Origin of the sequence: Pseudomonas sp. T8 (assembly GCF_024610635.1) — a bacterium.
GTDB classification, from domain to species: Bacteria; Pseudomonadota; Gammaproteobacteria; order Pseudomonadales; family Pseudomonadaceae; genus Aquipseudomonas; species Aquipseudomonas chlororaphis_I.
Genome location: NZ_CP102374.1, coordinates 3,174,079 through 3,195,077 on the forward strand (window position 1 = coordinate 3,174,079; position 20,999 = coordinate 3,195,077).

Sequence of the window (20,999 nt, forward strand, 5' to 3'; positions counted from 1 at the left end):
CCGGCAACGACTCTCCGTTTGCTTCAAGGATGAACAGCATGAACAGCGCCGAACGCTTTCTTCAGGACTTTCACCAGCGTCGCCCCGGCACCACGCCGCCGGCCTTTTCCGGACTGAGCCTGCCAGGGCGCGGTTCATCCTACGAGATGCTGGCAGCCACGCTCGCCACCGCTCAGCCTCGCGCGCGGGTGCTGGACCTGGGCTGCGGCGACGGTTTCCTCCTGGAGCTGCTGGCCAGGGAATATCCCGAAGCGCGGTTGATCGGCGTGGACATGAGCGCCACCGAACTGCAAGCGGCACACACCCGCCTCGCGAACCGCAGCGTGCTGCTCAATGAGCGGGCCCAGTGCCTGTCGATGGCCACCGGCAGCGTCGATGCCGTGGTCTCGCACCTGGCCCTGATGCTGATGAGCGATATCGAACAGGTGCTGGAGGAAATCCATCGGGTCCTGGCCAAGGGCGGGCAACTCTCGGCCATCGTCGGCCGGGCCTTTCTGCTGGGCGAGCCGGGCCAGCACTACGTGCAGGCCTTCCGCGCCGCCGCCCGGCGCGACCAGCTCCGTCCCCTGCCCCTGGTGGATCCCCGTACTCAGTCACAGAGTGGATGGCGGGCGCTGTTGGACCACCACTTCAGCTCACTGCAATTCGAGGAACTGGACCTTGAGTGGACGCCCACCTTCGAGGAGCTCTGGGACTCGTTGGGAGAAACCTACGACCTGGATCGCCTGACACCTGCCAATCGCGCCTTGATGAAGAGCGAACTGCGCACGGCCATACAACCCTTGCTCCGGGCGGACGGCACGCTGCTGACCGGCTGGGGGCTGCTGCTGATCCAGGCCAGGGCGGCATGACAGCCCCGTCCGGGTTCTGCCAGGATGCTCGGCTCACACCAGGGAATGGGCACAGCATGCTGATCAGAAAAGCTCATGGCGACGACGCGCAACGCGTCTTCGTCATTCGCAACCAAGCCATCAACCACCAGTGCAGCGGCCATTACCCCGCCGCGGACCTGCAGGTCTGGACCGCCGGCAGCCTGGGGGACTACTTCGTCGAAGTCCTGGAGAAGACCGGGCACGTAGCCGTCATCGACGATCAGGTCACCGCCAGCGGCATGCTCGACCTCGAGTCGGGGCAGGTCGATGCGGTGTTTGTCGATCCGGCGTACATGGGCCGCGGGATCGGCCGGCAGATGATGAACTACCTCGAACAACTGGCGCGGCAGGCCGGCCTGCCGCACCTGGCCCTGGACTCGACCCTGAACGCTGCGGACTTCTATCGCCACTGCGGCTTCGTCGGCGAACGGATTGCCCAGTACCAGTCGCCCCGGGGCCTGACCCTGGCCTGCGTGCCGATGATCAAGCATCTGGCACGCTGAGCCCGCGCTCGTTCAGGGTTTGAGCGGCGCCTGCAGTTCCGGGGCAGGCCCCGCGCCTGCCGAAGAAGCCTCGGACGGCGAACGCACCTGGATGATCAGCAACGCCGCAATCACCGCCGGAATCGCGCAGAAGAAAAAGATCTGCTGCACCGGGATGTGCATCGCCAGCAGCAGGCTGCCGAACAGCGGGCCGAGGATCGAGCCGAAGCGGCCGACGCCCAGGGCCCAGCCGGTGCCGGTGGCGCGGACATGGGCCGGATAGAAGTTGCTGGCGAAGGCGTTGAGGGTCAGTTGGCCGCCGATGATGCAGAAGCCGGCGGCGAAGACGAAGGCCACCAGGTAGCGCGGGTTGTCGTGGTTCAGGCCCAACAGAAGGGTGCACAGCGCCGCGCCGGCCAGCACCGCCGAGAGCAGCCGCACCTTGCGTTGCAGGCGGTCGGCGAACCAGGCCATGCAGATCGCCCCCAGGGTACCGGCGAACAGGAACATCGAGGTCACCAGGTTCGCCTCGTTCAGGCCCAGGCCACTTTCCAGCAGCAGCGACGGCAACCAGCTGATCATGAAATACAGCAGGATCAGGCTGACGAAAAAGGTCGACCAGATCAGCAGCGTCGGACGCGCATAACCGTGGCGGAACAACTCGATCACCGTGAGCTTGCTGCCCTGCTCGGCCTGGTTCTGCGCGGCCGAGGCGGCCGGTGGCTGCCAGTCCGGCAACATGCGCGCGGTAACCTTGCGCAGGCGGGCATAAGGCGGCTGATCGCGCAGCAGGCGCGGCAGCGACTCAGGGAGGAACCAGACCAGGAACGGGAACAGCAGCAACGGCGTGACACCGCCGGCGAGGAACACCGCCTGCCAGCCGAAGCTGTCGATGAAGCCCGCGGCGACAAAACCGCCGGCCGCGCCACCGAAGGAGAAACCACAGGCGGCCAGGGTCACCATCAGGGTGCGCAGACGCGGCGGCGAATATTCCGACATCAACGCCATGGCGCTGGGCATCGCCCCGCCCATGCCGATGCCGCAGATAAAACGCGCGACCATCAGGCTGTTCAGCGAATCGGCGAACACCATCATCACCGTGAGGCTGGCGTAGATCAGCACGCAGGCCAGCAGGATCCGCCGCACGCCAAAACGGTCCGCCAGCGGCGTCACCGCCAGCGAGCCCAGGGTCAGGCCCAGCAGGTTGGCACTGAACACCGGACCGAACGCGGCTTTCTCCAGGCCCCAGTCCTGGGCCAGGGCCGGCACCACATAACCCAGCACCTGGGCGTCGTAGCCATCGGTGACCAGCAACAGGGCCAGAAGCAGAAGAAGCAACCACTGATAACGCGACACGGGACGGGCGTCGAGCGCCTCCCGGAAGCTGGCAATCTGATTGTGCATCGCAAGGTACCTGATAGTTTTTTATGGTTATGGGGCGCTACGCCTCTGGACGGGCGTGGTCACCCTGTAGCCGCTGCCGCAGGCTGCGATAAGGCCGAAGACCTTCAGCGATCTGAAGACCTACGCCCCTTTGGGGCGATCGCAGCCTGCGGCAGCGGCTACAGAGGTCAGGCAGGTGTATCGGGTTGGTTGGCCGGATGGGCCTTCTGGAACGCCGGGTGTTCGGCGGCCAGGGCGGCGACCCGGCGAATCCGCGGGTAGGCGTCCAATGGCACCTTGAAACGCTCGGCCGCGTACAGCTGGGGAATCAGGAAGGTGTCGGCCAGCCCCGGTTGCTCGCCGAAGCAATAACCCTGCTCGCCGATCAACTGCTCGACCGCCGCCAGGCCATTGCTGATCCAGTGGCCGATCCACTCCAGCACCCGGGCCTCGTCGTAGCCCCACTGGCGCAACAGGTTCTGCGTGCTGGAGTTGTGCAGCGGATGGATATCGCAGCCGATCAGCAACGCCACTGCCCGCTCGTGGGCGCGGGCCGCCAGCTCCTGGGAGAGCAGCGGCACCTGTGGATAACGTTCCTCCAGGTACTCGATGATGGCCAGCGACTGGATCAGCAGCTCACCGTCATCGGTGCGCAAGGCCGGCACGCGGCCTTGCGGGTTGATCCGCAGGTATTCCGGCTGGCGGTTGGCACCGCCGGCGGGGACCAGCAGGTTGACCGGCAGCGCCTGGTAATCCAGGCCCTTGAGCGCCAGGGCGATGCGCACCCGGTAGGAGGCGGTCGAGCGGTAGTAGGTATAGAGCTCCATGACGCGCACCTCTTCTTAACGGGCAGGCAGGATTTTGCCGCGGCATTCGCCGAAACCGATGGAGGCGAAACCCTCGCGGCGGCAGCGGCCGCGCAGGATGATTTCGTCGCCGTCCTCGAGGAACTTGCGCACTTCGCCGGAGGCCAGCTCGATCGGCTTCTTGCCGCCTTCGGTGATCTCCAGCAGGCTGCCGAACTGGCTGCTTTCCGGGCCCGACAAGGTGCCCGAACCGAACAGGTCGCCGGCCTGCAGCTGGCAGCCGTTGACGCTGTGGTGGGCGACCATCTGCGCCACGGTCCAGTACATGTACTGGGTGTTGCTCAGGGTCAGGCGGTGGGCCGGCAGGCCTTGTTCGCGCATCGCTTCGGTGAGCAGCAGCACTTCCAGCTCGATGTCGAAACCACCGGCGGCCTGGTCGCGCTTGTCCAGCAGGTACGGCAGCGGCTGCGGGTCGCCTTCGGGACGTGGCGTCTGGGCACGGCGGAACGGCTCCAGGGCTTCGGCCGTCACCACCCACGGCGAGATGCTGGTGATGAAGCTTTTCGACAGGAACGGGCCCAGCGGCTGGTATTCCCAGGCCTGGATATCCCGCGCCGACCAGTCGTTGAGCAAGCAGAAACCGGCAATGTGCTCGGCGGCGTCGCCAATGGCGATCGGCTCGCCTATTTCATTGCCCTGGCCGATCCAGATGCCCAGTTCCAGCTCGTAGTCCAGGCGCGCGCATGGGCCGAAAGTCGGCTCGCTCTGGCCGGCGGGCAGGGTCTGGCCTTTCGGCCGGCGCACATCGGCACCGGAAGGGCGGATGGTGGACGCGCGGCCGTGGTAACCGATCGGCACGTACTTGTAGTTCGGCAGCAGCGGGTTGTCCGGGCGGAACAGCTTGCCGACGTTCTGCGCATGCTCGATGCCGACGTAGAAGTCGGTGTAGTCGGTGATCTTCGCCGGCAGGTGCATCTGGCAATCGGCGGCCAGGGGCAGCAGCTTCGCCCCCAGGGCCTCGACCTTGCCGCGCAGGCTGCTGCCTTCGCCGAGCAACTCCAGCAGGCGTTCGCGCAGGGCGACTCGGGCCGGGCGGCCCAGTTCGAAAAAGGCATTCAACTGGCCGCCACGGGTGGCTTCCACCGCAGCCTTGGCCGGGCCCTCGAACAGCCCGGCGTCGAGCGCCGCTTCCAGGTCGAAGATGTGCTCGCCGATGGCCACGCCGCTGCGTGGCGCCGAACCCTTGTGGCTGAACACCCCCAGCGGCAGGTTCTGCAACGGGAAGTCGGCGTGGTCGTTGGCGGAGGCAACCCAGCTGCGGGTGATGGTTGGCTGATTCATGGGTTATTTCCGATTCGGGTTGAAGGTGGCGGGCAGCGAGGCCCAGCAAGCATCGTAGTCGTTCTGCAATTGCCGGCACTCCAGGGCGAACTGGCTCGGACGCAGCACCTGGCTGGTCTCGAACATGAAGGCCATGGTGTTGTCGATCTTCGCCGGTTGCAGCTCGGCGTTGATGGCCTTGGTGCAGCTTTCGCCATCCGGGCCGTGGGCGCTCATGCAGCTGTGCAGCGAAGCGCCGCCGGGCACGAAACCTTCGGCCTTGGCATCGTAGGCGCCCTGGATCAGGCCCATGTATTCGTTCATCAGGTTGCGGTGGAACCACGGCGGCCGGAAGGTGTTCTCGGCCACCATCCAGCGCGGCGGGAAGATCACGAAGTCGAGGTTGGCCAGGCCGTGCACGCTGGTGGGCGAGGTCAGCACGGTGAAAATCGACGGGTCCGGATGGTCGAAGCTGACGGTGCCGATGGTGTTGAAACGGCGCAGGTCATATTTGTACGGCACATTGTTGCCGTGCCAGGCCACCACGTTCAGCGGCGAATGATCCAGCTCGCAGCCCCACAGCTCGCCGAGGAACTTCTGCACCAGGGTGGTCGGCTGCTTGAGGTCTTCGTAATGGGCGACCGGGGTCAGGAAGTCCCGCGGGTTGGCCAGGCCGTTGCTGCCGATCGGCCCCAGGTCGGGCAGGCGCAGGGGCGCGCCGTGGTTTTCGGCTATATAGCCACGGGCCTGCGGGTCGAGCAGTTCGACGCGGAATTTCAGGCCGCGGGGCAATACCGCGATCTCCAGCGGCTCGACTTCCAGTACCCCAAGCTCGGTGGCGATACGCAGGCGGCCCTGTTCGGGCACCAACAGCAACTCGCCGTCGGCGTTGAAGAACACGCGCTCCATGGAGCGGTTGGTGCGGTAGGTGTAGATGCTGATCCCGGCCGGTTTCTGCGCCGCCGAGTTGGCGACCATGTTCACCAGGCCGTCGATGAAATCGGTGGGCTCGCTGGGAATATCCAGCGGGTTCCAGCGCAACCGGTTGGGGGTGATTTCGCCCAGCGGCCCGCCCGCCAGCTGGCGGTCCAGCTTGACGAAGGCCGGGTGGTTGGCCGACGGCTGGATGCGGTACATCCAGGTGCGCCGCGCTTCGCTGCGGGCCATGGTGAAGGCCGTGCCGGAGAAGAGTTCGGTGTAGAGACCGTACGGAGCTTTTTGCGGGGAGTTCTGGCCAACGGGCAAGGCGCCTGGCAGGGCCTCGCTGGAAAACTGGTTGCCGAAGCCCGACTGGTACGCCAGCCCGGACGCCGTGGAATCGAGGTTCATGGAGCCTCCTGGAAGTGGAGTTGGCAGCGGCCAGCGACTCCATGGGAAGAGCTCTCGGCACGCCTGCGTTATTTTTATCGTAATTCAATTACGGATAACGTAATTTGATTGGTATTGACCGTCAAGCTATAAAGACGCCCATTCGTCCCGGGATCACACCGCCTCCATGGAAAAGCCGCGCAGCACCAGCGACAGCAACGGTAAACAGAAAGTCCGCTCGGCCGAGGTCGGCACCGACATCCTCAAGGCGCTGGCCGAGCTGTCGCCGGCCACCTCGCTGTCGCGCCTGGCCGAACACGTGCAGATGCCGGCGAGCAAGGTCCACCGTTATCTGCAGGCATTGATCGCCAGCGGTTTCGCCGAACAGAACACCGCCACCAACCACTATGGCCTGGGCCGCGAGGCCTTGCGGGTGGGCATGGCGGCGCTGGGCAGCATGGACGTATTGAAGGTCGCCGCCCTGCCCCTGGCCGAGCTGCGGGATGAGTTGAACGAGACCTGCTTTCTCGCGGTATGGGGCAACCAGGGCGCGACCGTGGTGCATATCGAACCGGCCGTGCGTGCGGTGACGGTAGTGACGCAACTGGGTTCGGTGCTGCCGTTGCTCAGCTCGTCCACCGGGCTGGTATTCGGTGCCTACCTGCCGAACCGCGAGACCGTCGATTTGCGCGAGCAGGAACTCAAGGCCCACGCGCCTCACGCGCTGGCGGACGATCAGGTGTATGCCGCCCTGTGCGAGCAGATTCGCCAGCGCGGCCTGCACCATGTGCACGGCCTGCTGATGCCCGGTGTGGATGCCTTGTCGGCCCCGGTGTTCGACGCCACCGGCAAGGTCGCCGCCGTGCTGACGGTGGTCGGCCCGACCTCGCTGTTCCACGCCGACGAAAACGGCCCGGCGGCGCAGCGCCTGCTGGCGGCATCCCAGGCGGTGAGCTGGCGCATGGGCTACCAACCCTGAAGCCCCCTGTAGCCGCTGCCGCAGGCTGCGATCGACGGCGCAGCCGTCGCTACCTCTGACGACGCGGTACCTCCGATAATTCGCAAAGCCTTCTGTTACGACGGCTACATCGGAATACCGCCCACACCGATCGCAGGCTCCGCCAGCGGCTACAGCATCAACCCCAACGTCTTGGCCTTGGCCACTGCCTGAGTGCGACGCTCCACCCCGAGTTTGCTGTGAATACGCCGCGCGTGGGTTTTCACCGTGTGCAGGGAAATGAACAGCTGCTCGGCGATCTGCTGGTTGGAACTGCCCAGGGCAATCAGTTGCAGCACCTCCAGCTCCCGCTGGCTCAGCGGGCTCTCCCCTGCCGTCGGCAGCGGCACTTCTTCGGGCTCAGCCACTTGCTGGACGTCAAACATCCGCGGCTGGCGCAAACGCAATTCATGCAGTGCCTGGTGCAGGTTGCAGCGCGCACCGAGCGCCAGCCCCTCCTGCAAGGCATGGCTGGACAACGCCCGATCCCCCAGCAAAAAAGCCACCTCGGCCAGGGCCAGCTGCAACTCGGTCTGCAGGCACAACATGCCCCGTTGCCGGGCCTGTTCGAGCAGGCGCTGCAAACTTGCCACGGGGGCCTCGGCGCGCTGCAGGTACACCTCGGCCAGCACCAGCAGGTATTCGATACGTGGAATCAGTTCGAGGCTGGCCGGTGGCGCCTGGCGCGCCTGCGGCCCGCGGTAGTGGCGCAGTACCCGCCTCAAGGCCTCCTGAACCAGTTCCGGCCGCCCCTGCTGCAACCAGAACACACTGCTGACCTGCAGCAGCACGGCGCGGTACACAGTGTCGGGAATCTGCCGTTGCTGCATCAGTCGCTCGGCATCGCGCAGGCGTACAAAGGCATAGGCGTAGTCGCCCTGGTTGGCGGCCAGAAACGCCTGGCCGAGAAATCCGTACAAGGCGCGTTTGTCATGACTGAGCAGGCAGAGCTCGAGCCCGTCCTGGAAATGCCCGGCGGCCTGTTCCGCCTGGCCCTGACGCAAGGCCAGGCGCCCGCGACGCAAGGCGATCCGCCCCAGCAGCGGGCCGACCCGATAAGCCTGGCGACTCAATAATCGCTGCACCTCGTCCAGTAGGCTCTGCGCCCTGTGGGGCGCCCCGCGCTGCTCCAGCAACTGCGCATGGTCCAGCTCCAGCAGCGCTTCGAACACCAATGAATGCTGGGCCCGGGCCAGGCACAGCGCCTCGCGGTTGAGCATCTGCGCCACCTCCAGTTCACCCCTGAGCAAAGCCTGCTGGGTCAGGCCCGAAAGGCACAGCAGGCGGGTCGGCCAGGCATGGGCCGGCAGTTCGGTCAGCGCCTCGAGAAAATGCATCCGCGCCGGTTCCATCAACCCTTGCAGATGCAGCAGCCACCCTTGCTGCGCCTGCCAGCGCGCCACCAGTTGCCGCTGCCCGGAGGCCGTCGGCTGCGGCGCGAAACGCGCCATCTGCGCCACGCAGGATTGCGCCTGATCGAAACGCCCGGCGAACAGCAAGGCCGCCGTCAACAGCCCCACCAGTTGCGGGCTGCCGAGCAGCAGTTCGTCGCCCTGCTGTTCATGCAGACGCAACAGCAACACCACGTTCTGCTGCTCGAACAGCTGCTCGAAACTGAAGTGCTGCAACAGGCTGACCGCCACTTCGTATTCCTGCGCCAGCAACGCCTGCTCGAACGCCACCTGCCAGTCCTCCTGCGCAGCGAACCACTGGCAGGCGCGGCGATGCCAGGAGCGTCCCGCCGGCCAGGGCTCGTCACGCATCAGCCGGGCCAGGGGGGCGAACACTTGCAGCCACTCCGGCGCAGGGTCCCAGGGTTCGATGAAGCAGCCCAGCTCCTGCAACGCCCGCAGATACTGAGCCCCCTCCCCGGCGCCGAACAGGTGCTCGCACAACGCGGCATTGAAACGCGGCAGGTGCGCCAGCACATGCCAGACCTCGGACAGTTCCGCCGGCAACACGCTGAACAGTTCGTGCTCCAGGTATTCCAGCAGGGTATTGGGCCGCCCCTGCCGGCACGGCGCGGCCGCCAGGTCGCTGCCTTCGAGCAGGGCGATGCGCACCCCGGCGCACCAGCCGGCACTGCGCTGGAAAATCCGGCTGGCGGTATGGATCGACAAGGGTTGCGGCAGTTGCTGCAGCAGTCGCTCGATGTCCTCCTGGGTGAATGCCAGCTCGGGCCCCGTGCATTCGTGGAGCTGGTCGTCGAGCAGCAGCCGCGGCCAGTTGCATTGCGGCCGGCGGCGGCCACCCAGCCACCAGGTCAGCGCCGGGTTGCCGATCGCCAGCAGGCGGTCGAGCAGCAGGTCCAGCTGCGGCGCGACGACCCGGCAGTAGTCGTCGAGGAACAGCCAGGTCGGGGCCTGCACCTGCGCCAGATGCTCCAGCACCGCAGCCTCGTCCGCCGCGGCCAGGCCCAGCGCCCGCGCCAGCTCGCCGCACAGTTGCAGCGGTGTCTGCGCCGCCCCGGCCTGGGGCAACCAGCACACCCGGCATGCGGCCGGCGCCTGCAACAGGCACTCGGCGAGCAAGGCCGTCTTGCCGCTGCCGGCCGGCGCACAGAGCAGTTTCACCCGCGCCGGCGATGCCAGGAGCGGGGCACTCAGACGGCTGCGGGACAGGTGATGGGAGGACAAACGGGGCAGGAATCCAGGACAGGGGGTCATGGCGGTCATTGCGGCGTGCCTTTTTTATAGTTTTAGCCTGCGTGCCCTCACCCTAGCCTTGTCGCCGGTGCTTGTTGAGAAGTATTCAGCGCGCTGATCCGCGCCCATAAAAAAGGCGACCGGTCGGTCGCCTTTTGCCATCGTTTGCATCCAGGGCCTTACCGCACGCCGGCTGCGCGCAGGGCGGCCGGGGTGTAGTCGGCGGCCTTGGCGGCGAAGCCGAACTCGAAGCTGTGCTTCTCTTCGTTCTTCATCCCCAGGGCGATGTAGCGCCCGGCGATGATGTCGTACAGTGCTTCGAGGGTGTAGGCCGGCACCTGCGCGTTGTAATAGAACTGCGCATGCCCTTCGGCCACCCGCCACAGCTGGCCGCGACCGTCGTAGTGATCCACCAGCGCCACCTGCCAGCTGTCTTCGTCGATGTACATGTGGCGCTTGGCGTAGATATGCCGCTCGCTCGGCTTGACCGTGCCGATCACCTCCCAGACCCGGTGCAGTTCGTAGCGGGTCAGGTCCTGGTTAATATGCCCGGCCTTGATGATGTCGTCGTACTTGAGGCTCGGCGAATCCAGCTTGTAGCTGTTGTAGGGAATGTACATCTCCTTCTTGCCCACCAGCTTCCAGTCGTAGCGGTCCGGCGCGCCGGAGAACATGTCGAAGTTGTCCGAAGTGCGCAGGCCGTCGGCGGCGGTGCCCGGCCCGTCGTAGGCCACTTGCGGGGCGCGGCGCACCCGGCGCTGGCCGGCGTTGTAGATCCACGCCAAGCGTGGCTCCTTCACCTGGTCGAGGGTTTCGTGCACCAGCAGCACGTTACCGGCCAGGCGCGCCGGAGCGGTCACCGCCTGCTTGAAGAAGGTCAGCACGTTGGCGCCTTTTTCCGGGTCCAGGTCGGGGATCTGCTGCGGCACCGCCACTTCTTCCTCGAAGCGGATCGGCGTGTAGCTGCCGTTGGTCTGTGGCGTGGCCTGGGTGATGATCCGGCGCAGGTTGCCGCCGCGATAACGGGTGGTGTGGTTCCACAGCACTTCCACGCCGTTCTTCGGAATCGGGAAGGCGTAGTAGCGGTTGCCGGTGAAGTTGGCCAGGCCGTTGCCTTCGTTGATCGAGGTGACGTTCAGCGCGCTGCGCTTGGCCGACTCGTAGATGTCCGCCGGCAGGCCGACCGTGCGATGAGTCGGGTAGACCGGGATCTTGTAGGTTTGCGGGTAGCGCTTGAACATCGCCACCTGGCCGTCGGACAGCTTGTCCTTGTACTTGTCGACAGTGGCCGCGGTGATGGTGAACAGCGGCTTCTCGCTGGCGAACGGGTCGGCGAGAAAGCCCTTGGCGTCCACCGCCCCGGCGTTCTTGCCGATGCCGCCGGTCCAGGCCGGGATCGAGCCGTCGGCATTGCCGGCCTTCTGGGCACCGAGCGGGGTCAGGCTGGTGCCGAGCTTGTCCGCTTCCTGCGGAGTGACCGCCGCCATCACGTTGGCCGCCAGCAGGGTCAGGGCCAGGGCACCGCATTGCAAAATCGTCTTGCGCATAAAGTTGTCCTTCCTGGGTCGGGTCAGAAGTTCACGCCAAAGCTCAACGCGAGGAAGTCGCGGTCTTTGAGGGTGTTGTAGTCGCCGCCGAAAAAGTCGGTGTAACTAAGGCTGGCGGTATAGGTGTTGCGGTAGTCGGCATCGACCCCGAGGCTCACCGCCTTGGCGCCTTCGTTGAACAGGCCGTTGGGCCCGTAGCCGTTGACGTCGTGGGACCAGGACAGGTTGGGCTTGAGGTTGATCCCGGCGATCAGGTTGTTGTAGTCGAGGATCGCCCGGGCGCGATAACCCCAGGACGTGGCCGTGACGAAACCGTCGGTATCGCCGCCGAAACCGTACTGGCCGTAGACCGAGTCGCGGCCGTAGCGCAGCTGGCTTTTCGACTCCAGGCCACCGACATGCACGATGGCCGCCTCGCCCACCAGGGTCAGGCGGTCGGCGCCCAGCACCTGATCGAAGAACTGGGTCAGGGTGCTCTGGACCTGGGTGATTTCCTTGCGCCGGTAACCGGTGTTGTCGGCCCCCGCCGAGGTCCGCACCGGCGACGCCAGGCCACCGGCGATCGGGTTGACCAGGGCCAGGGTCAGGTCGTTGGTGTTGACCTGCACCGGGGCGTTGGGCCGGTAGCTGATCTCGCCGGTCCAGGCGGTGCCGGTGGGCAGCGTGGTGGAGAAGCTGGCGCCGTACAGGCGGATGTCTTCCGGGTATTCGAGGTAGTACTGGCCGCGACCGAGCATCACGCTCTGGGCCAGGGCCGAACCGGTGCCCGGAGCGATCCTGTTGGCGCTGCTGACGATCCCCGGGATGCTCGCCAGGGTGCTGCTCCCGGCGGTGATGGTGCCGACCGTCGGGGTGCGGGCGTGGTAGTTCATGAAGTACAGGCCGTACTCGGTGTCGTCGCCCAGCCAGCGCAAAGCGGTGCCCCACTGCCCGGAGTCGCGGGCATCGCGGTCGCCGGCGCGGCCGATCACCACGCCTTCGGGGGCCACGGTGAAGCCCTGGCCGAACGCCGCGGCAATCGGTTGCAGCGGCCGGATCGCCGGGCTGCCGACGGTGTATCCCGTGGTGCAGCCGTCCGCCACCACGTCGTTGCCGAAGAAGGTGCCGCAGTTGTCGACCACGGTCTGGTCCCACTCCAGCTGATAGAAACCTTCCACGGTCAACTGGTCGGTCAGGCCCTGGGAAGCGAACAGCATGTTCACCGGGATCAGGCCTTCCTTGATCTCCGCGCCAGGACGACGGAAAGCGGACACGTCGATCGGGTTGATGCTGTTGATCGAGTTGCCGATGAAGGTGCTCTCGCCCCAGCTGACCACCTGCTTGCCGGCGCGCACAGTGCCCGGCAGGTCGGCGATGGAATAGTTGTGATAGATGAAGGCGTCGAGGATCTGCCCGCCGGACGACTTGGCGCCCTCCTTGCGGTTGTGGTCGCTGATGGGCTTGAACTCGCGGTCTTCGTCCTTGAGTTCGAAGTCGTACCAGTATTTGCCCCGGACGAAGACGCCGGTGTCGCCGTACTTCAATTCAAGGTCGTGGATGCCCTTGAAGATCTTCGAGAAGGTCTCGCCCTTCTTGAAGTTCAGGCGCCCGTCGTCGCCGGTGGAGGACTGCCCGCGACCGCCGTTGGAGACACCCACCAGGTCCTTGTCGGCATCGCGCATGCCCCAGCTGGCGCCAATGGACAGCGAAGAATCGAACTGCCCCTCGATCTCCCCGATGTTGAATGAAACGGCCTGCGCCTGGGCGCAGCCCCCCAAGGCCACCGCGACGGCCAGCGTCCGCGGTGTGAAGATGGCGCGCATTGTTGTTTTTGTCATGCGTCTTCCCCGGTGAGTGACAGAAGGCCTCACCCTACTGCCGGGGCACGGGAGCGATAAGCGCACCAAGGAGGTATTCGCGCTGTCGCCCGAAAGGATGAATGCTCCCGCCAGCCGGGCCTTTGCGCGGTGCATCGACGGGCTGGATGGACGGGTATCAGGTGGATGGATTGCGCACTTGCAGGGCATGTCCGCACGGCGTGCACTACTATTGCCCAGGCTGTAACAGTCCTTGTCCACAATCGCTATTTTTCATTGAGCGGCCAGCCCTTATTCTGGCCTCGCTCTCACGGCAAACAGCCACGCAGAGTCGCCCAGAGGTGTGATCACGCCACCTTGTGGCAAGAGGATTCAGAAGGTTTGAAGCAACGATATTCAGATCTTCACCGGGTGTTCACTGACGTTGATTTGTTGCTCCTTGATCTAACGTCTTCCTTCGGCCGCTGCCTTGCAGCGGCCTTTTTTATGCCCACAGTTTTCTGTAGGAGCGAGCTTGCTCGCGAAGAACCTCAACGATGATGCGGTGTGGCTGATGGAGCGCCGCTTTGCGGCTATCGCGAGCAAGCTCGCTCCTACAGGGGGGGCATTTCAGCCCTTGGGCTCGTCGGGTTCGCAGTGAAAGCGGTGCAACAGACGATGGGCCACCGGCGCCAGGATCAGGCCGAAGGCAGCGACGAACACCAGGTTGGTATAGAGGCCGTAGCTGGCGAAGAACAGCTTGCCCCCCGCCGTGGCGGGCATGGCCGCGGGCCCGATACCGCCGAGCATCATCGCGGCGTTGAACAGGGCGTCGTAGCCGCTGACACCCGGCTCGAAATACAGATGCCCGGCAATCCCCAGCAACAGCGAGACGCCGATCAGGCCCAGGGTGGCCAGGACGTGCAGAAACAAGCGGCGCAGAAACAACAGGCGCGATAACAGCGGCTGGGTCTTGGATTCGTACATGGGCTGCGTGTCCTTATGCGGTCGATGTTCGACGAGCATAGTGACCCACGCATCAGGCGTACAGCCGCGCGGGCCGCGGCTGTACGGGGCGGCCGGAGGGCTGCTTCAGATCGTGTATTTCTGCAGGTTCTGCATCATCTCTCTCAAGGCTTCGATATTGTCCTTGGGGTGCACCGCGCCTTCGAAGTCGCAGATCTGCTGCCAGTGTGCGGCGACATCTTCCGGGGAGAAACCTTCGCGCGGATCGAAGCCCAGGCCCAGGCTGCGCTCCCAGCGCACCTTGCCCATCCAGCCACCGCCGACCTCGAACAGGCCGGACGTCTCCTGGCAGTTCTCGCTGCCCAGGTACACCACCAGCGGGCTGACCAGCTCCGGCTTGAGTTGCTCGAACACCTGCGGCGGGATCAGCCCTTCGGTCATCCGCGTGCCGCCGGTCGGTGCGATGGCGTTGACCAGGATGTTGTTCTTGCGGCCTTCGATGGCCAGGGTGCGGGTCAGGCCGTAGAGGCCGAGCTTGGCCATGCCGTAGTTGGACTGGCCGAAGTTGCCGTAGATGCCGGACGTGGACGCGGTGAAGATCACCCGGCCATAACCCTGCTCGCGCATGTGCGGCCAGGCGGCGCGGGTCACCTTGTAGGCGCCTTCGACGTGGACGCGGTACACCAGGTCCCAATCGGCGTCTTCCATCTTGTGGAAGGTCTTGTCGCGCAGGATGCCGGCGTTGTTCACCACCACATCCACGCGGCCGAAGGCATCCAGGGCGTTCTGTACGATCTTGTCGCCGTCGGTCACCGAGTCATGGTTGGCCTCGGCGATGCCGCCGGCTTCGCGGATCTGCGCCACTACCCGGTCCGCCGCCGAGGCATTGGCGCCCTCGCCCTGGGTCGAGCCACCCAGGTCGTTGACCAGGACCTTCGCCCCGTGCCTGGCGAACAGCAATGCATGAGCCTGCCCCAGACCGCCGCCGGCACCGGTGACGATCACGACTTTATTCTCGAAGCGTACAGACTCACTCATACCGAACTCCCACAGGCCAGATGGACAACAGACGGACAACGACTTCGAGTCTCAGGCACGCGGCTGGCGGTCACAATAAACACGGCTGGAGCTGAATGGTGCGCAATAAGGCAGGGGGATGATCGAGGGGTAACGACGGTGTGGGGCGTATCAGGGCCTGGCGTGCACAGGCCAAGTTCGCAGCATCGCGATAGCTGCGGACAGCGGGTGTCTCAGGAACAGGCCAGTTTGCGCGGTGGAAACTCCAGGCTGTCGCGAAAGGCCAGATAGTGCTTGAGCACCTGGACCGGGGCTTCGGTCTGCGGGTAGTGACCGATACCGGCCAGCAGCACGGTATCCGGGGCAGGGATCAGTTCGCAGTAACGCTCGACCATGTGCGCCCCGGAAATCGGATCCACCGCGCCGTCGATCACCCGCAGCGGCACGTCGCCGCGCTGCATCGCACTCACCCAGCGGTCGCGCTGCACCCGGCGCTCGGGAATGTAGCCGATCAGCTTGTGCAGGATCCGCGGGCCGTTATTGGCCTCCACCAGGCTCCAGAAGTCATCCAGCACGCTTTCGCTGGGCCGGGTCTGCGGGCCGAAGATCTGGGCGAAGCTCTTGGCCAGGCCCTCACGGCTGAAGACGCGGCCGAGCATCCAGCCCAGCGGGCTGAGCAGCAGCTTCTGCGTCAGCACCGGACGATGGGTTTCCGGGAACAGGCCGCCATTGAGGAACACACAGCTGGCAATGTCGCAGCGCTCTTCGTAGTGCCGGGCGAGCATTTCCTGGGCGACGCTGTCGCCATAATCGTGGGCCAGCAGGTGCACGGGGGTATCGACCCCCAGGTGCTCGAGCAAGGCCTGTTGCAGGTCCGTCTGCTCCAGCAGGCTGTACTCGTGGTTCCGCGGCTTGGCCGAGTCGCCAAACCCCAGCATGTCGCAAGCGATCACTCGATAGCGCTGGGCCAGGGGTTGCCACAGGTAATGCCAGTCCCAGGCAGCGGTGGGAAAACCATGGATCAGCAGCAGTGGCTCGCCCTGCCCTGCGGTCCAGTAGCGAATGGCATGGCCGCGAAACACGAAACTATGTCCGCGCTTGCGCCACACGCACAGAGGAATCTCGGCCATAGGCATCAGAGTTTATAACCCGCGTCGTGTTTATCGAGTTTGCGCAGCAGTGCCGGCCATGCCAGCGCGCCGCCCATGCCTTGAGCGCTTTTGGTGACCCCGGCGATCATCGCCTTGGCCCCGGCCAGAATCTGCGGCTCGATGGCGATCAGTTGCGCCGCACCGTTCTGCGCCAGCACCTGGATCTCGCAGGCGCGCTGGAAGGTGAACATCATCAGAAAGGTGTCGGCGATGGTGCCACCACAGGTCAGCAGACCGTGGTTGTGCAGCATGAGGAAATTGCTGTCGCCGAGGTCGGCCTGCAGCCGGGCCTTTTCCTCGTGGTTCAGGGCCACGCCTTCATAGGCGTGATAGGCCAGGCTCGACAGCACGAACAGCGACTGCTGGCTGATGGGCAACACCCCCTGCTGCTGCGCGGACACCGCGACCCCGGCCGCGGTGTGGGTGTGCAGCACACAGGCCACATCGTGCCGCACTTCGTGCACGGCGCTGTGGATGGTGTAGCCGGCGGGATTGATCTCGTAGGGGCTGTCCATCAGCTTGTTGCCGGCCTGGTCGACCTTCACCAGGCTGGAGGCGGTGATCTCATGGAACATCAGGCCGAACGGGTTGATCAGGAAATCTTCGGTGCCAGGGACCTTGGCGGAGATGTGGGTGAAGATCAGATCGTCCCAGCCATGCATCGCCACCAGGCGATAGCAGGCGGCCAGATCGACGCGGGTCTGCCATTCGGCGGCGCTGACCTGGTCTTTCACACTCGATGTCGACGGAACGGAGGATAGGCTCACGGCAAGGACCTCAGTGACGGCAGTTTTTTTATTATTTTTTCGGACGTGGAGTCAGTCTAGTCAGCCCCTCGGGTTCAGGTAGTTGCCTTTGCAGCCAGCTTACTGACCGAGCGAGTCAGTGGTCATTTTAGTTCCAATCGGCACAGGTCAAACGTCAAAGCAACGACGCCAATAAAGGGGCGGCGAACAGGTTCAGCAGGCCGGTGAGAACCATCACCAGCCCCGCCACCGAGCCCTCTTCACCGCCGACTTCATGGGCGCGGCTGACCCCGGCGCCGTGGGCGCCGACCCCAAACAACGCACCGCGAGCCAGGGCGCTGCGCAGCGGCAGCCACTTGAGCAGGACACCGCCGAGCATGGCGCCGAACACTCCGGTGAACATCACGAACACCGCCGTCAGTTCGGGTACGCCGCCCAGGTCATGGGCCAGCGGCATGGCGAAGGGCGTGGTGATCGAACGCGGCACCAGGGACATAGTCACCGAGCTGTCCAGGGCCAGCACCCGCGCCAGTCCGAAAGAGCTGGCGATGGACGCCGCGCTGCCCGCCAGCATGCCCAGCAGCAATGCCGGCCAATGGCGTATCAGCAGTTGCCGCTGCTGCCAGATCGGCACCGCGAAGGCCACGGTGACCGGTCCCAGCACCAGCATCAGCCAGTGGGTGTTGGCGGAGTATTCGGCATAGGCGGTGTGCAGCGGCACAGCGATCGCCAGCAACAGGGCCGGCACCAGGATCAGCGGCGACAGCAGGTAGCGCCCGGTGCGCCGGTAGATCCAGCGACTGAACAGATAGGCCGCGAGTGTCAGCAGCAGCCAGAACATCGGCATGGGTTCAAGCGTCATGGCGCATTCTCCAGCGGCACACCCATTCCACCGTGAACGCGGTGACCAGCATCACCATCAGCGTACTGACGCCAATCACCAACAGGATCCGCCAGCCGTCCTGGCGCAGCAGGCCGCCGTAGTCCAGCAGGCTCATCAGCGCCGGAATGAAGAACAGCAGCATCTCGGCCATCAGCAGGCCCGCGCCCATCTGCAATGCCGCCGGCTTGATCCAGCCCAGGGCGAACGCCAGCAACAGCAGGGCCAGCCCGACCACCCCGCCAGGAATCGGCCACGCCAGCCACCCGGCCAGCTGGCAGCCGAACAGATAAATAGCCAGCAACACCGCCAGTTCGGATAACAGGCGACCCAGGTGTTTCAAGGTGGAAGCGTTCATGGAATTCGGTCCTCGCAGGCCTGCATTTTAGGCAAGCGCCTGCCATCACCGAAGCGAATTGTTAGACTGGAAGCCATTCCAGAATGGAATTCAGAGCACGGACCCAAAACATGGATTTCAAACAGCTGCGCAGCTTTGTCGAAGTGATTCACCAGGGCGGCTTCACCCAGGCCGCCAAGACCCTGCACATCAGCCAGTCGGCGGTGAGCAAGCAGATCGCCCAGCTGGAGCAGAGCCTGGGCACGCCATTGCTGGATCGCCAGGGCTCGCACATTCACCTCACTGCCGCCGGCAGCGTGGTGCTGCAACGCGCCGAAGGCATGCTGCGCCTGCGCAATGAGCTGCTCTGCGAGCTCGACGACCTGAGCCAGTTGGCCCGCGGGGAATTGCGCCTGGGCCTGCCCCTGCTGGGCAGCGACGCACTGTTCGCCGGCCTGTTCGCCGAGTACCGCCGACGCTACCCGAACATCAGCGTGCAGTTGCTGGAAGGCGGCAGCCTGAATATCGAGCAGGCGGTGCTCAACGGCGAACTGGAGATCGGCGGCAGCCTGACGCCCAAGGATCCGACCTTCGCCTACCAGCCGTTCTGCGACGAACCGCTGGATGCCTTGCTACCGGCCGATCATCCGCTGGCGATCAAGGCCCAGGTGCGCCTGGAGGAACTGGCGGACACGCCGTTCCTGCTTTATCAGCGCAGTTTCGTGCTCAACGATCGGCTGTTGCAGGCCTGTCAGCAGGTGGGGTTCACCCCGAAGGAAGGCGGGCGCAGCGGCCAGGCGGACTTTCTCGCCGCCCTGGTGGCCGCCGGGCAAGGCGTGGTGCTGTTGCCCAGCGTGGTGGCGCGCGGCCTGGTCCGGCCCGGCGTGGTGCGCCTGACGCTGAAAGCGCCCGACTACCTGCGTTGGGACATCGCCTTCATCTGGCGTCAGGGCGCCTATCTGTCCAAGGCCGCGCAAGCCTGGCTGGCGCTGCTGCGCGAGCGTCCGGTCAGCCGCGCAGAGCGCTGATCAGCTCGGCCAGCCAAGGCTCGGCGTCGGTTTCCGGGGTCACGCTTTCGCTGGCGTCCAGGCGCAGCATTTCCAGCACTTCCCGCACGCCCAGTTCGGCGAACAACTCGCGCATCTGCTCGCCACCGCCGCAGAAGGTGTCGCCATAGCTCGAATCGCCCAGGCCGATCACCGCGCCGGGCAAACCGCGCCAGGCCGCCGGCAGTTGATCGCGAATGGCCAAATACAGCGGCAACAGGTTGTCCGGCAGCTCGCCCATGCCGGTGGTCGAGGTCACGGCCAGGAAGGCCTCGGGGCCGAACGCCTGGACGTCCGCGAGGGTCGCGCGCGGGTTGTGCCAGGCCTCGAAACCTGCGGCATTGAGGAGTTTGGCGGCGTGCCGGGCGACTTCTTCAGCCGTGCCGTACACCGAGCCGGAAAGGATGGCGACTTTCATCAATCTGATCCTGAAGCTGAGTAAAAGGCTGGGATATTAGCAGCTGCGCGATAAAATCCAGCCTTGTAGCGCGATTTACCCATAATGGCCAGTGGACAGCTTCGCGCCATGTCTTAGAATTGCCGCCACTTGCCGATCGCTTGCGGAAGCTCCCGATGATCAACGCCCACCTGCTGCAACTGGTGATCAACGCCTCCAACGACGGGATCGTCGTTGCCGAACAGGAAGGCGAAGACAACATCATCATCTACGTGAACCCGGCGTTCGAACGCCTCACCGGCTACAGCGCCGACGAGGTGCTGTATCAGGACTGCCGCTTTCTCCAGTCGGGCGACCGTGACCAACCGGGAATCCCGCTGATTCGCCAGGCCCTGGATAGCGGCCAGCCCTGCCGCCAGGTACTGCGCAACTACCGCAAGGACGGCAGTCACTTCTGGAACGAGCTGTCGATCACCCCGGTGTTCAACGAAAGCGACCAACTGACCTATTTTGTCGGTGTGCAGAAAGATGTGACGGTCCAGATCAAGGCCCAGCAACGGCTGGCGCAGGTGGAAAAGGAGCTGGCCGAAACCCGCGCGAAACTCGCCGATTACCAGGCGACGAATGGCGCTAACAAGATGTCGAATTAGTTGTCAGTACGCTTAATCACCAATGATTTTGTCACTTTCTCCTTCGAGCAACATCATGCGCCGTGACGCTCTCCTCACCCAGGATGAACTGGACTTCATTCAGACCATGCAGCACAACCCGCAACTCAACGTGCGGGATGCGAACTCGAGCCTGCTGGTCAACGGGGGCTCACAGATCCGCGACTTGCTCACCCGCCTGGCGGCCAACGAGCAAGTGACCATCCAGGCGCACTTTGAAAACCAGCAGATAACCTTTCCCCTGCATCTGGTGGAGGACGAATTCCACGCCCTGCATCTGCGCCTGGGCGTGCCGAGCATCTTCGAGGACGGGCCGAGGGTCCGCCCATGGCGCCTGACGCTGGCGGAGCCGGTGGCCCTGGAAAACGCCAAGGGGCAGCCCACTGCGCTGTGGGTGCATGAGGTGTCGTTCAACAGCGTGTTGCTGGAGATCCGCAACCGGGCCAAAGCGCCGAAGCAGTTCGCCCAGTGGTTCAGCCCGTCGGGCTACGAGCGCATCGCCCTGCGCGGCCGCCTCGAACGCCAGACCGAGGCAGGCTTCTATGCCTATCGGTTGAACCAGAGCGACAAGGATGAAACCGAGCGCCTGCGCCAGTTCATCCTGCAGCAGCACCGCCTGGCACACCCCAACCTGCACGTCTGAAGTCGCGCGTTTC

Annotated in this window: 20 protein-coding genes; 6 read left to right on the top strand and 14 right to left on the bottom strand. The window is 64.9% G+C overall.

Features of this window, described 5'->3' with window-relative positions; all coding sequences use genetic code 11:
• The first annotated feature begins 38 nt into the window (after nucleotides 1-38).
• Nucleotides 39-851 (top strand): class I SAM-dependent methyltransferase, encoded by an 813-nt coding sequence (locus NRG23_RS14265; RefSeq protein WP_373922258.1) that lies wholly within the window; start codon nucleotides 39-41, stop codon nucleotides 849-851.
• Nucleotides 852-907: 56 nt separating this feature from the next.
• Nucleotides 908-1,375, top strand: coding sequence for a GNAT family N-acetyltransferase (locus NRG23_RS14270; protein ID WP_009047044.1), 468 nt, complete (start codon nucleotides 908-910; stop codon nucleotides 1,373-1,375).
• 12 nt (nucleotides 1,376-1,387) lie between these two features.
• On the opposite strand, the gene NRG23_RS14275 is transcribed toward NRG23_RS14270, so the two are convergent.
• The 4 genes from NRG23_RS14275 to hmgA all read right to left on the bottom strand — a co-directional run bounded on the left by NRG23_RS14275 (nucleotide 1,388) and on the right by hmgA (nucleotide 6,192).
• The gene (locus NRG23_RS14275; protein WP_009047043.1) at nucleotides 1,388-2,758 is read right to left on the bottom strand and encodes an aromatic acid/H+ symport family MFS transporter; all 1,371 of its coding nucleotides are present in this window, start codon (nucleotides 2,756-2,758) and stop codon (nucleotides 1,388-1,390) included.
• Nucleotides 2,759-2,925: 167 nt separating this feature from the next.
• On the bottom strand, nucleotides 2,926-3,564 hold the full coding sequence (gene maiA, locus NRG23_RS14280) for a maleylacetoacetate isomerase (protein ID WP_016701733.1): 639 nt from the start codon (nucleotides 3,562-3,564) through the stop codon (nucleotides 2,926-2,928).
• A 15-nt stretch (nucleotides 3,565-3,579) separates the two neighbouring features.
• Nucleotides 3,580-4,884: a fumarylacetoacetase gene (fahA, locus tag NRG23_RS14285; protein ID WP_216311288.1), complete on the bottom strand. Its 1,305-nt coding sequence runs from the start codon at nucleotides 4,882-4,884 to the stop codon at nucleotides 3,580-3,582.
• Nucleotides 4,885-4,887: 3 nt separating this feature from the next.
• The gene (gene hmgA / locus NRG23_RS14290) at nucleotides 4,888-6,192 is read right to left on the bottom strand and encodes a homogentisate 1,2-dioxygenase (protein ID WP_124344828.1); all 1,305 of its coding nucleotides are present in this window, start codon (nucleotides 6,190-6,192) and stop codon (nucleotides 4,888-4,890) included.
• 166 nt (nucleotides 6,193-6,358) lie between these two features.
• Here hmgA and NRG23_RS14295 point away from each other — a divergent pair, with 166 nt between their 5' ends.
• Nucleotides 6,359-7,150: an IclR family transcriptional regulator gene (locus tag NRG23_RS14295; protein ID WP_009047039.1), complete on the top strand. Its 792-nt coding sequence runs from the start codon at nucleotides 6,359-6,361 to the stop codon at nucleotides 7,148-7,150.
• Between the two features lie 149 nt (nucleotides 7,151-7,299).
• Here the strand turns inward: NRG23_RS14295 and NRG23_RS14300 are convergent, their stop codons facing one another.
• The 9 genes from NRG23_RS14300 to NRG23_RS14340 form a co-directional block, all read right to left on the bottom strand.
• Entirely contained in the window at nucleotides 7,300-9,843 is a 2,544-nt protein-coding gene (locus NRG23_RS14300; RefSeq protein WP_257374872.1) for a LuxR C-terminal-related transcriptional regulator, read from the bottom strand.
• Between the two features lie 149 nt (nucleotides 9,844-9,992).
• A complete protein-coding gene (locus tag NRG23_RS14305) occupies nucleotides 9,993-11,360 on the bottom strand; it encodes a DUF1329 domain-containing protein (protein ID WP_016701729.1) in 1,368 nt (455 codons plus the stop codon).
• 23 nt (nucleotides 11,361-11,383) lie between these two features.
• On the bottom strand, nucleotides 11,384-13,177 hold the full coding sequence (locus tag NRG23_RS14310) for a DUF1302 domain-containing protein (protein ID WP_009047036.1): 1,794 nt from the start codon (nucleotides 13,175-13,177) through the stop codon (nucleotides 11,384-11,386).
• A 588-nt stretch (nucleotides 13,178-13,765) separates the two neighbouring features.
• Entirely contained in the window at nucleotides 13,766-14,122 is a 357-nt protein-coding gene (locus NRG23_RS14315; RefSeq protein ID WP_009047035.1) for a hypothetical protein, read from the bottom strand.
• A gap of 105 nt (nucleotides 14,123-14,227) precedes the next feature.
• Nucleotides 14,228-15,139, bottom strand: a complete 912-nt coding sequence (locus NRG23_RS14320) for an SDR family oxidoreductase (RefSeq protein WP_016701727.1) — start codon at nucleotides 15,137-15,139, stop codon at nucleotides 14,228-14,230.
• A 212-nt stretch (nucleotides 15,140-15,351) separates the two neighbouring features.
• Complete coding sequence (locus tag NRG23_RS14325) at nucleotides 15,352-16,254, bottom strand: alpha/beta fold hydrolase (RefSeq protein ID WP_110175437.1); 903 nt, start codon at nucleotides 16,252-16,254, stop codon at nucleotides 15,352-15,354.
• Nucleotides 16,254-17,036 carry a class II aldolase/adducin family protein gene (locus NRG23_RS14330; protein WP_016701726.1) on the bottom strand — a complete coding sequence of 261 codons (783 nt, stop codon included), beginning with the start codon at nucleotides 17,034-17,036 and terminating at the stop codon, nucleotides 16,254-16,256. Before NRG23_RS14330 ends, NRG23_RS14325 begins: the two co-directional genes overlap by 1 nt.
• Nucleotides 17,037-17,190: 154 nt before the next feature.
• Complete coding sequence (locus NRG23_RS14335; protein WP_016701725.1) at nucleotides 17,191-17,877, bottom strand: LrgB family protein; 687 nt, start codon at nucleotides 17,875-17,877, stop codon at nucleotides 17,191-17,193.
• Nucleotides 17,867-18,253, bottom strand: coding sequence for a CidA/LrgA family protein (locus tag NRG23_RS14340; RefSeq protein ID WP_016701724.1), 387 nt, complete (start codon nucleotides 18,251-18,253; stop codon nucleotides 17,867-17,869). The genes NRG23_RS14335 and NRG23_RS14340 overlap by 11 nt, the downstream gene beginning before the upstream one ends.
• Nucleotides 18,254-18,363: 110 nt before the next feature.
• Here NRG23_RS14340 and NRG23_RS14345 point away from each other — a divergent pair, with 110 nt between their 5' ends.
• Nucleotides 18,364-19,260 carry a LysR family transcriptional regulator gene (locus tag NRG23_RS14345; RefSeq protein WP_257374875.1) on the top strand — a complete coding sequence of 299 codons (897 nt, stop codon included), beginning with the start codon at nucleotides 18,364-18,366 and terminating at the stop codon, nucleotides 19,258-19,260.
• Here NRG23_RS14345 and NRG23_RS14350 read toward each other — a convergent pair.
• Nucleotides 19,241-19,696: a flavodoxin gene (locus NRG23_RS14350; protein ID WP_038582045.1), complete on the bottom strand. Its 456-nt coding sequence runs from the start codon at nucleotides 19,694-19,696 to the stop codon at nucleotides 19,241-19,243. The genes NRG23_RS14345 and NRG23_RS14350 overlap by 20 nt on opposite strands.
• Before the next feature lie 155 nt (nucleotides 19,697-19,851).
• Here NRG23_RS14350 and NRG23_RS14355 point away from each other — a divergent pair, with 155 nt between their 5' ends.
• Both NRG23_RS14355 and NRG23_RS14360 read left to right on the top strand, forming a co-directional pair.
• Nucleotides 19,852-20,325 (top strand): PAS domain-containing protein, encoded by a 474-nt coding sequence (locus NRG23_RS14355; protein WP_053268226.1) that lies wholly within the window; start codon nucleotides 19,852-19,854, stop codon nucleotides 20,323-20,325.
• A 55-nt stretch (nucleotides 20,326-20,380) separates the two neighbouring features.
• Nucleotides 20,381-20,986 (top strand): hypothetical protein, encoded by a 606-nt coding sequence (locus NRG23_RS14360; protein WP_028681672.1) that lies wholly within the window; start codon nucleotides 20,381-20,383, stop codon nucleotides 20,984-20,986.
• Nucleotides 20,987-20,999: the final 13 nt, after the last annotated feature.

Bases quoted from the DNA above. Each gene is read 5' to 3' on its own strand.
- NRG23_RS14315 (WP_009047035.1), bottom strand. From the start codon at position 14,122: ATGTACGAATCCAAGACCCAGCCGCTGTTATCGCGCCTGTTGTTTCTG.
- NRG23_RS14350 (WP_038582045.1), bottom strand. From the start codon at position 19,696: ATGAAAGTCGCCATCCTTTCCGGCTCGGTGTACGGCACGGCTGAAGAA.
- NRG23_RS14295 (WP_009047039.1), top strand. From the start codon at position 6,359: ATGGAAAAGCCGCGCAGCACCAGCGACAGCAACGGTAAACAGAAAGTC.
- NRG23_RS14300 (WP_257374872.1), bottom strand. From the start codon at position 9,843: ATGACCGCCATGACCCCCTGTCCTGGATTCCTGCCCCGTTTGTCCTCC.
- hmgA (WP_124344828.1), bottom strand. From the start codon at position 6,192: ATGAACCTCGATTCCACGGCGTCCGGGCTGGCGTACCAGTCGGGCTTC.
- NRG23_RS14265 (WP_373922258.1), top strand. From the start codon at position 39: ATGAACAGCGCCGAACGCTTTCTTCAGGACTTTCACCAGCGTCGCCCC.
- NRG23_RS14275 (WP_009047043.1), bottom strand. From the start codon at position 2,758: ATGCACAATCAGATTGCCAGCTTCCGGGAGGCGCTCGACGCCCGTCCC.
- NRG23_RS14320 (WP_016701727.1), bottom strand. From the start codon at position 15,139: ATGAGTGAGTCTGTACGCTTCGAGAATAAAGTCGTGATCGTCACCGGT.
- NRG23_RS14340 (WP_016701724.1), bottom strand. From the start codon at position 18,253: ATGAACGCTTCCACCTTGAAACACCTGGGTCGCCTGTTATCCGAACTG.
- NRG23_RS14335 (WP_016701725.1), bottom strand. From the start codon at position 17,877: ATGACGCTTGAACCCATGCCGATGTTCTGGCTGCTGCTGACACTCGCG.
- maiA (WP_016701733.1), bottom strand. From the start codon at position 3,564: ATGGAGCTCTATACCTACTACCGCTCGACCGCCTCCTACCGGGTGCGC.
- NRG23_RS14360 (WP_028681672.1), top strand. From the start codon at position 20,381: ATGCGCCGTGACGCTCTCCTCACCCAGGATGAACTGGACTTCATTCAG.
- NRG23_RS14325 (WP_110175437.1), bottom strand. From the start codon at position 16,254: ATGCCTATGGCCGAGATTCCTCTGTGCGTGTGGCGCAAGCGCGGACAT.
- NRG23_RS14305 (WP_016701729.1), bottom strand. From the start codon at position 11,360: ATGCGCAAGACGATTTTGCAATGCGGTGCCCTGGCCCTGACCCTGCTG.
- NRG23_RS14270 (WP_009047044.1), top strand. From the start codon at position 908: ATGCTGATCAGAAAAGCTCATGGCGACGACGCGCAACGCGTCTTCGTC.
- NRG23_RS14345 (WP_257374875.1), top strand. From the start codon at position 18,364: ATGGATTTCAAACAGCTGCGCAGCTTTGTCGAAGTGATTCACCAGGGC.
- NRG23_RS14310 (WP_009047036.1), bottom strand. From the start codon at position 13,177: ATGACAAAAACAACAATGCGCGCCATCTTCACACCGCGGACGCTGGCC.
- fahA (WP_216311288.1), bottom strand. From the start codon at position 4,884: ATGAATCAGCCAACCATCACCCGCAGCTGGGTTGCCTCCGCCAACGAC.
- NRG23_RS14355 (WP_053268226.1), top strand. From the start codon at position 19,852: ATGATCAACGCCCACCTGCTGCAACTGGTGATCAACGCCTCCAACGAC.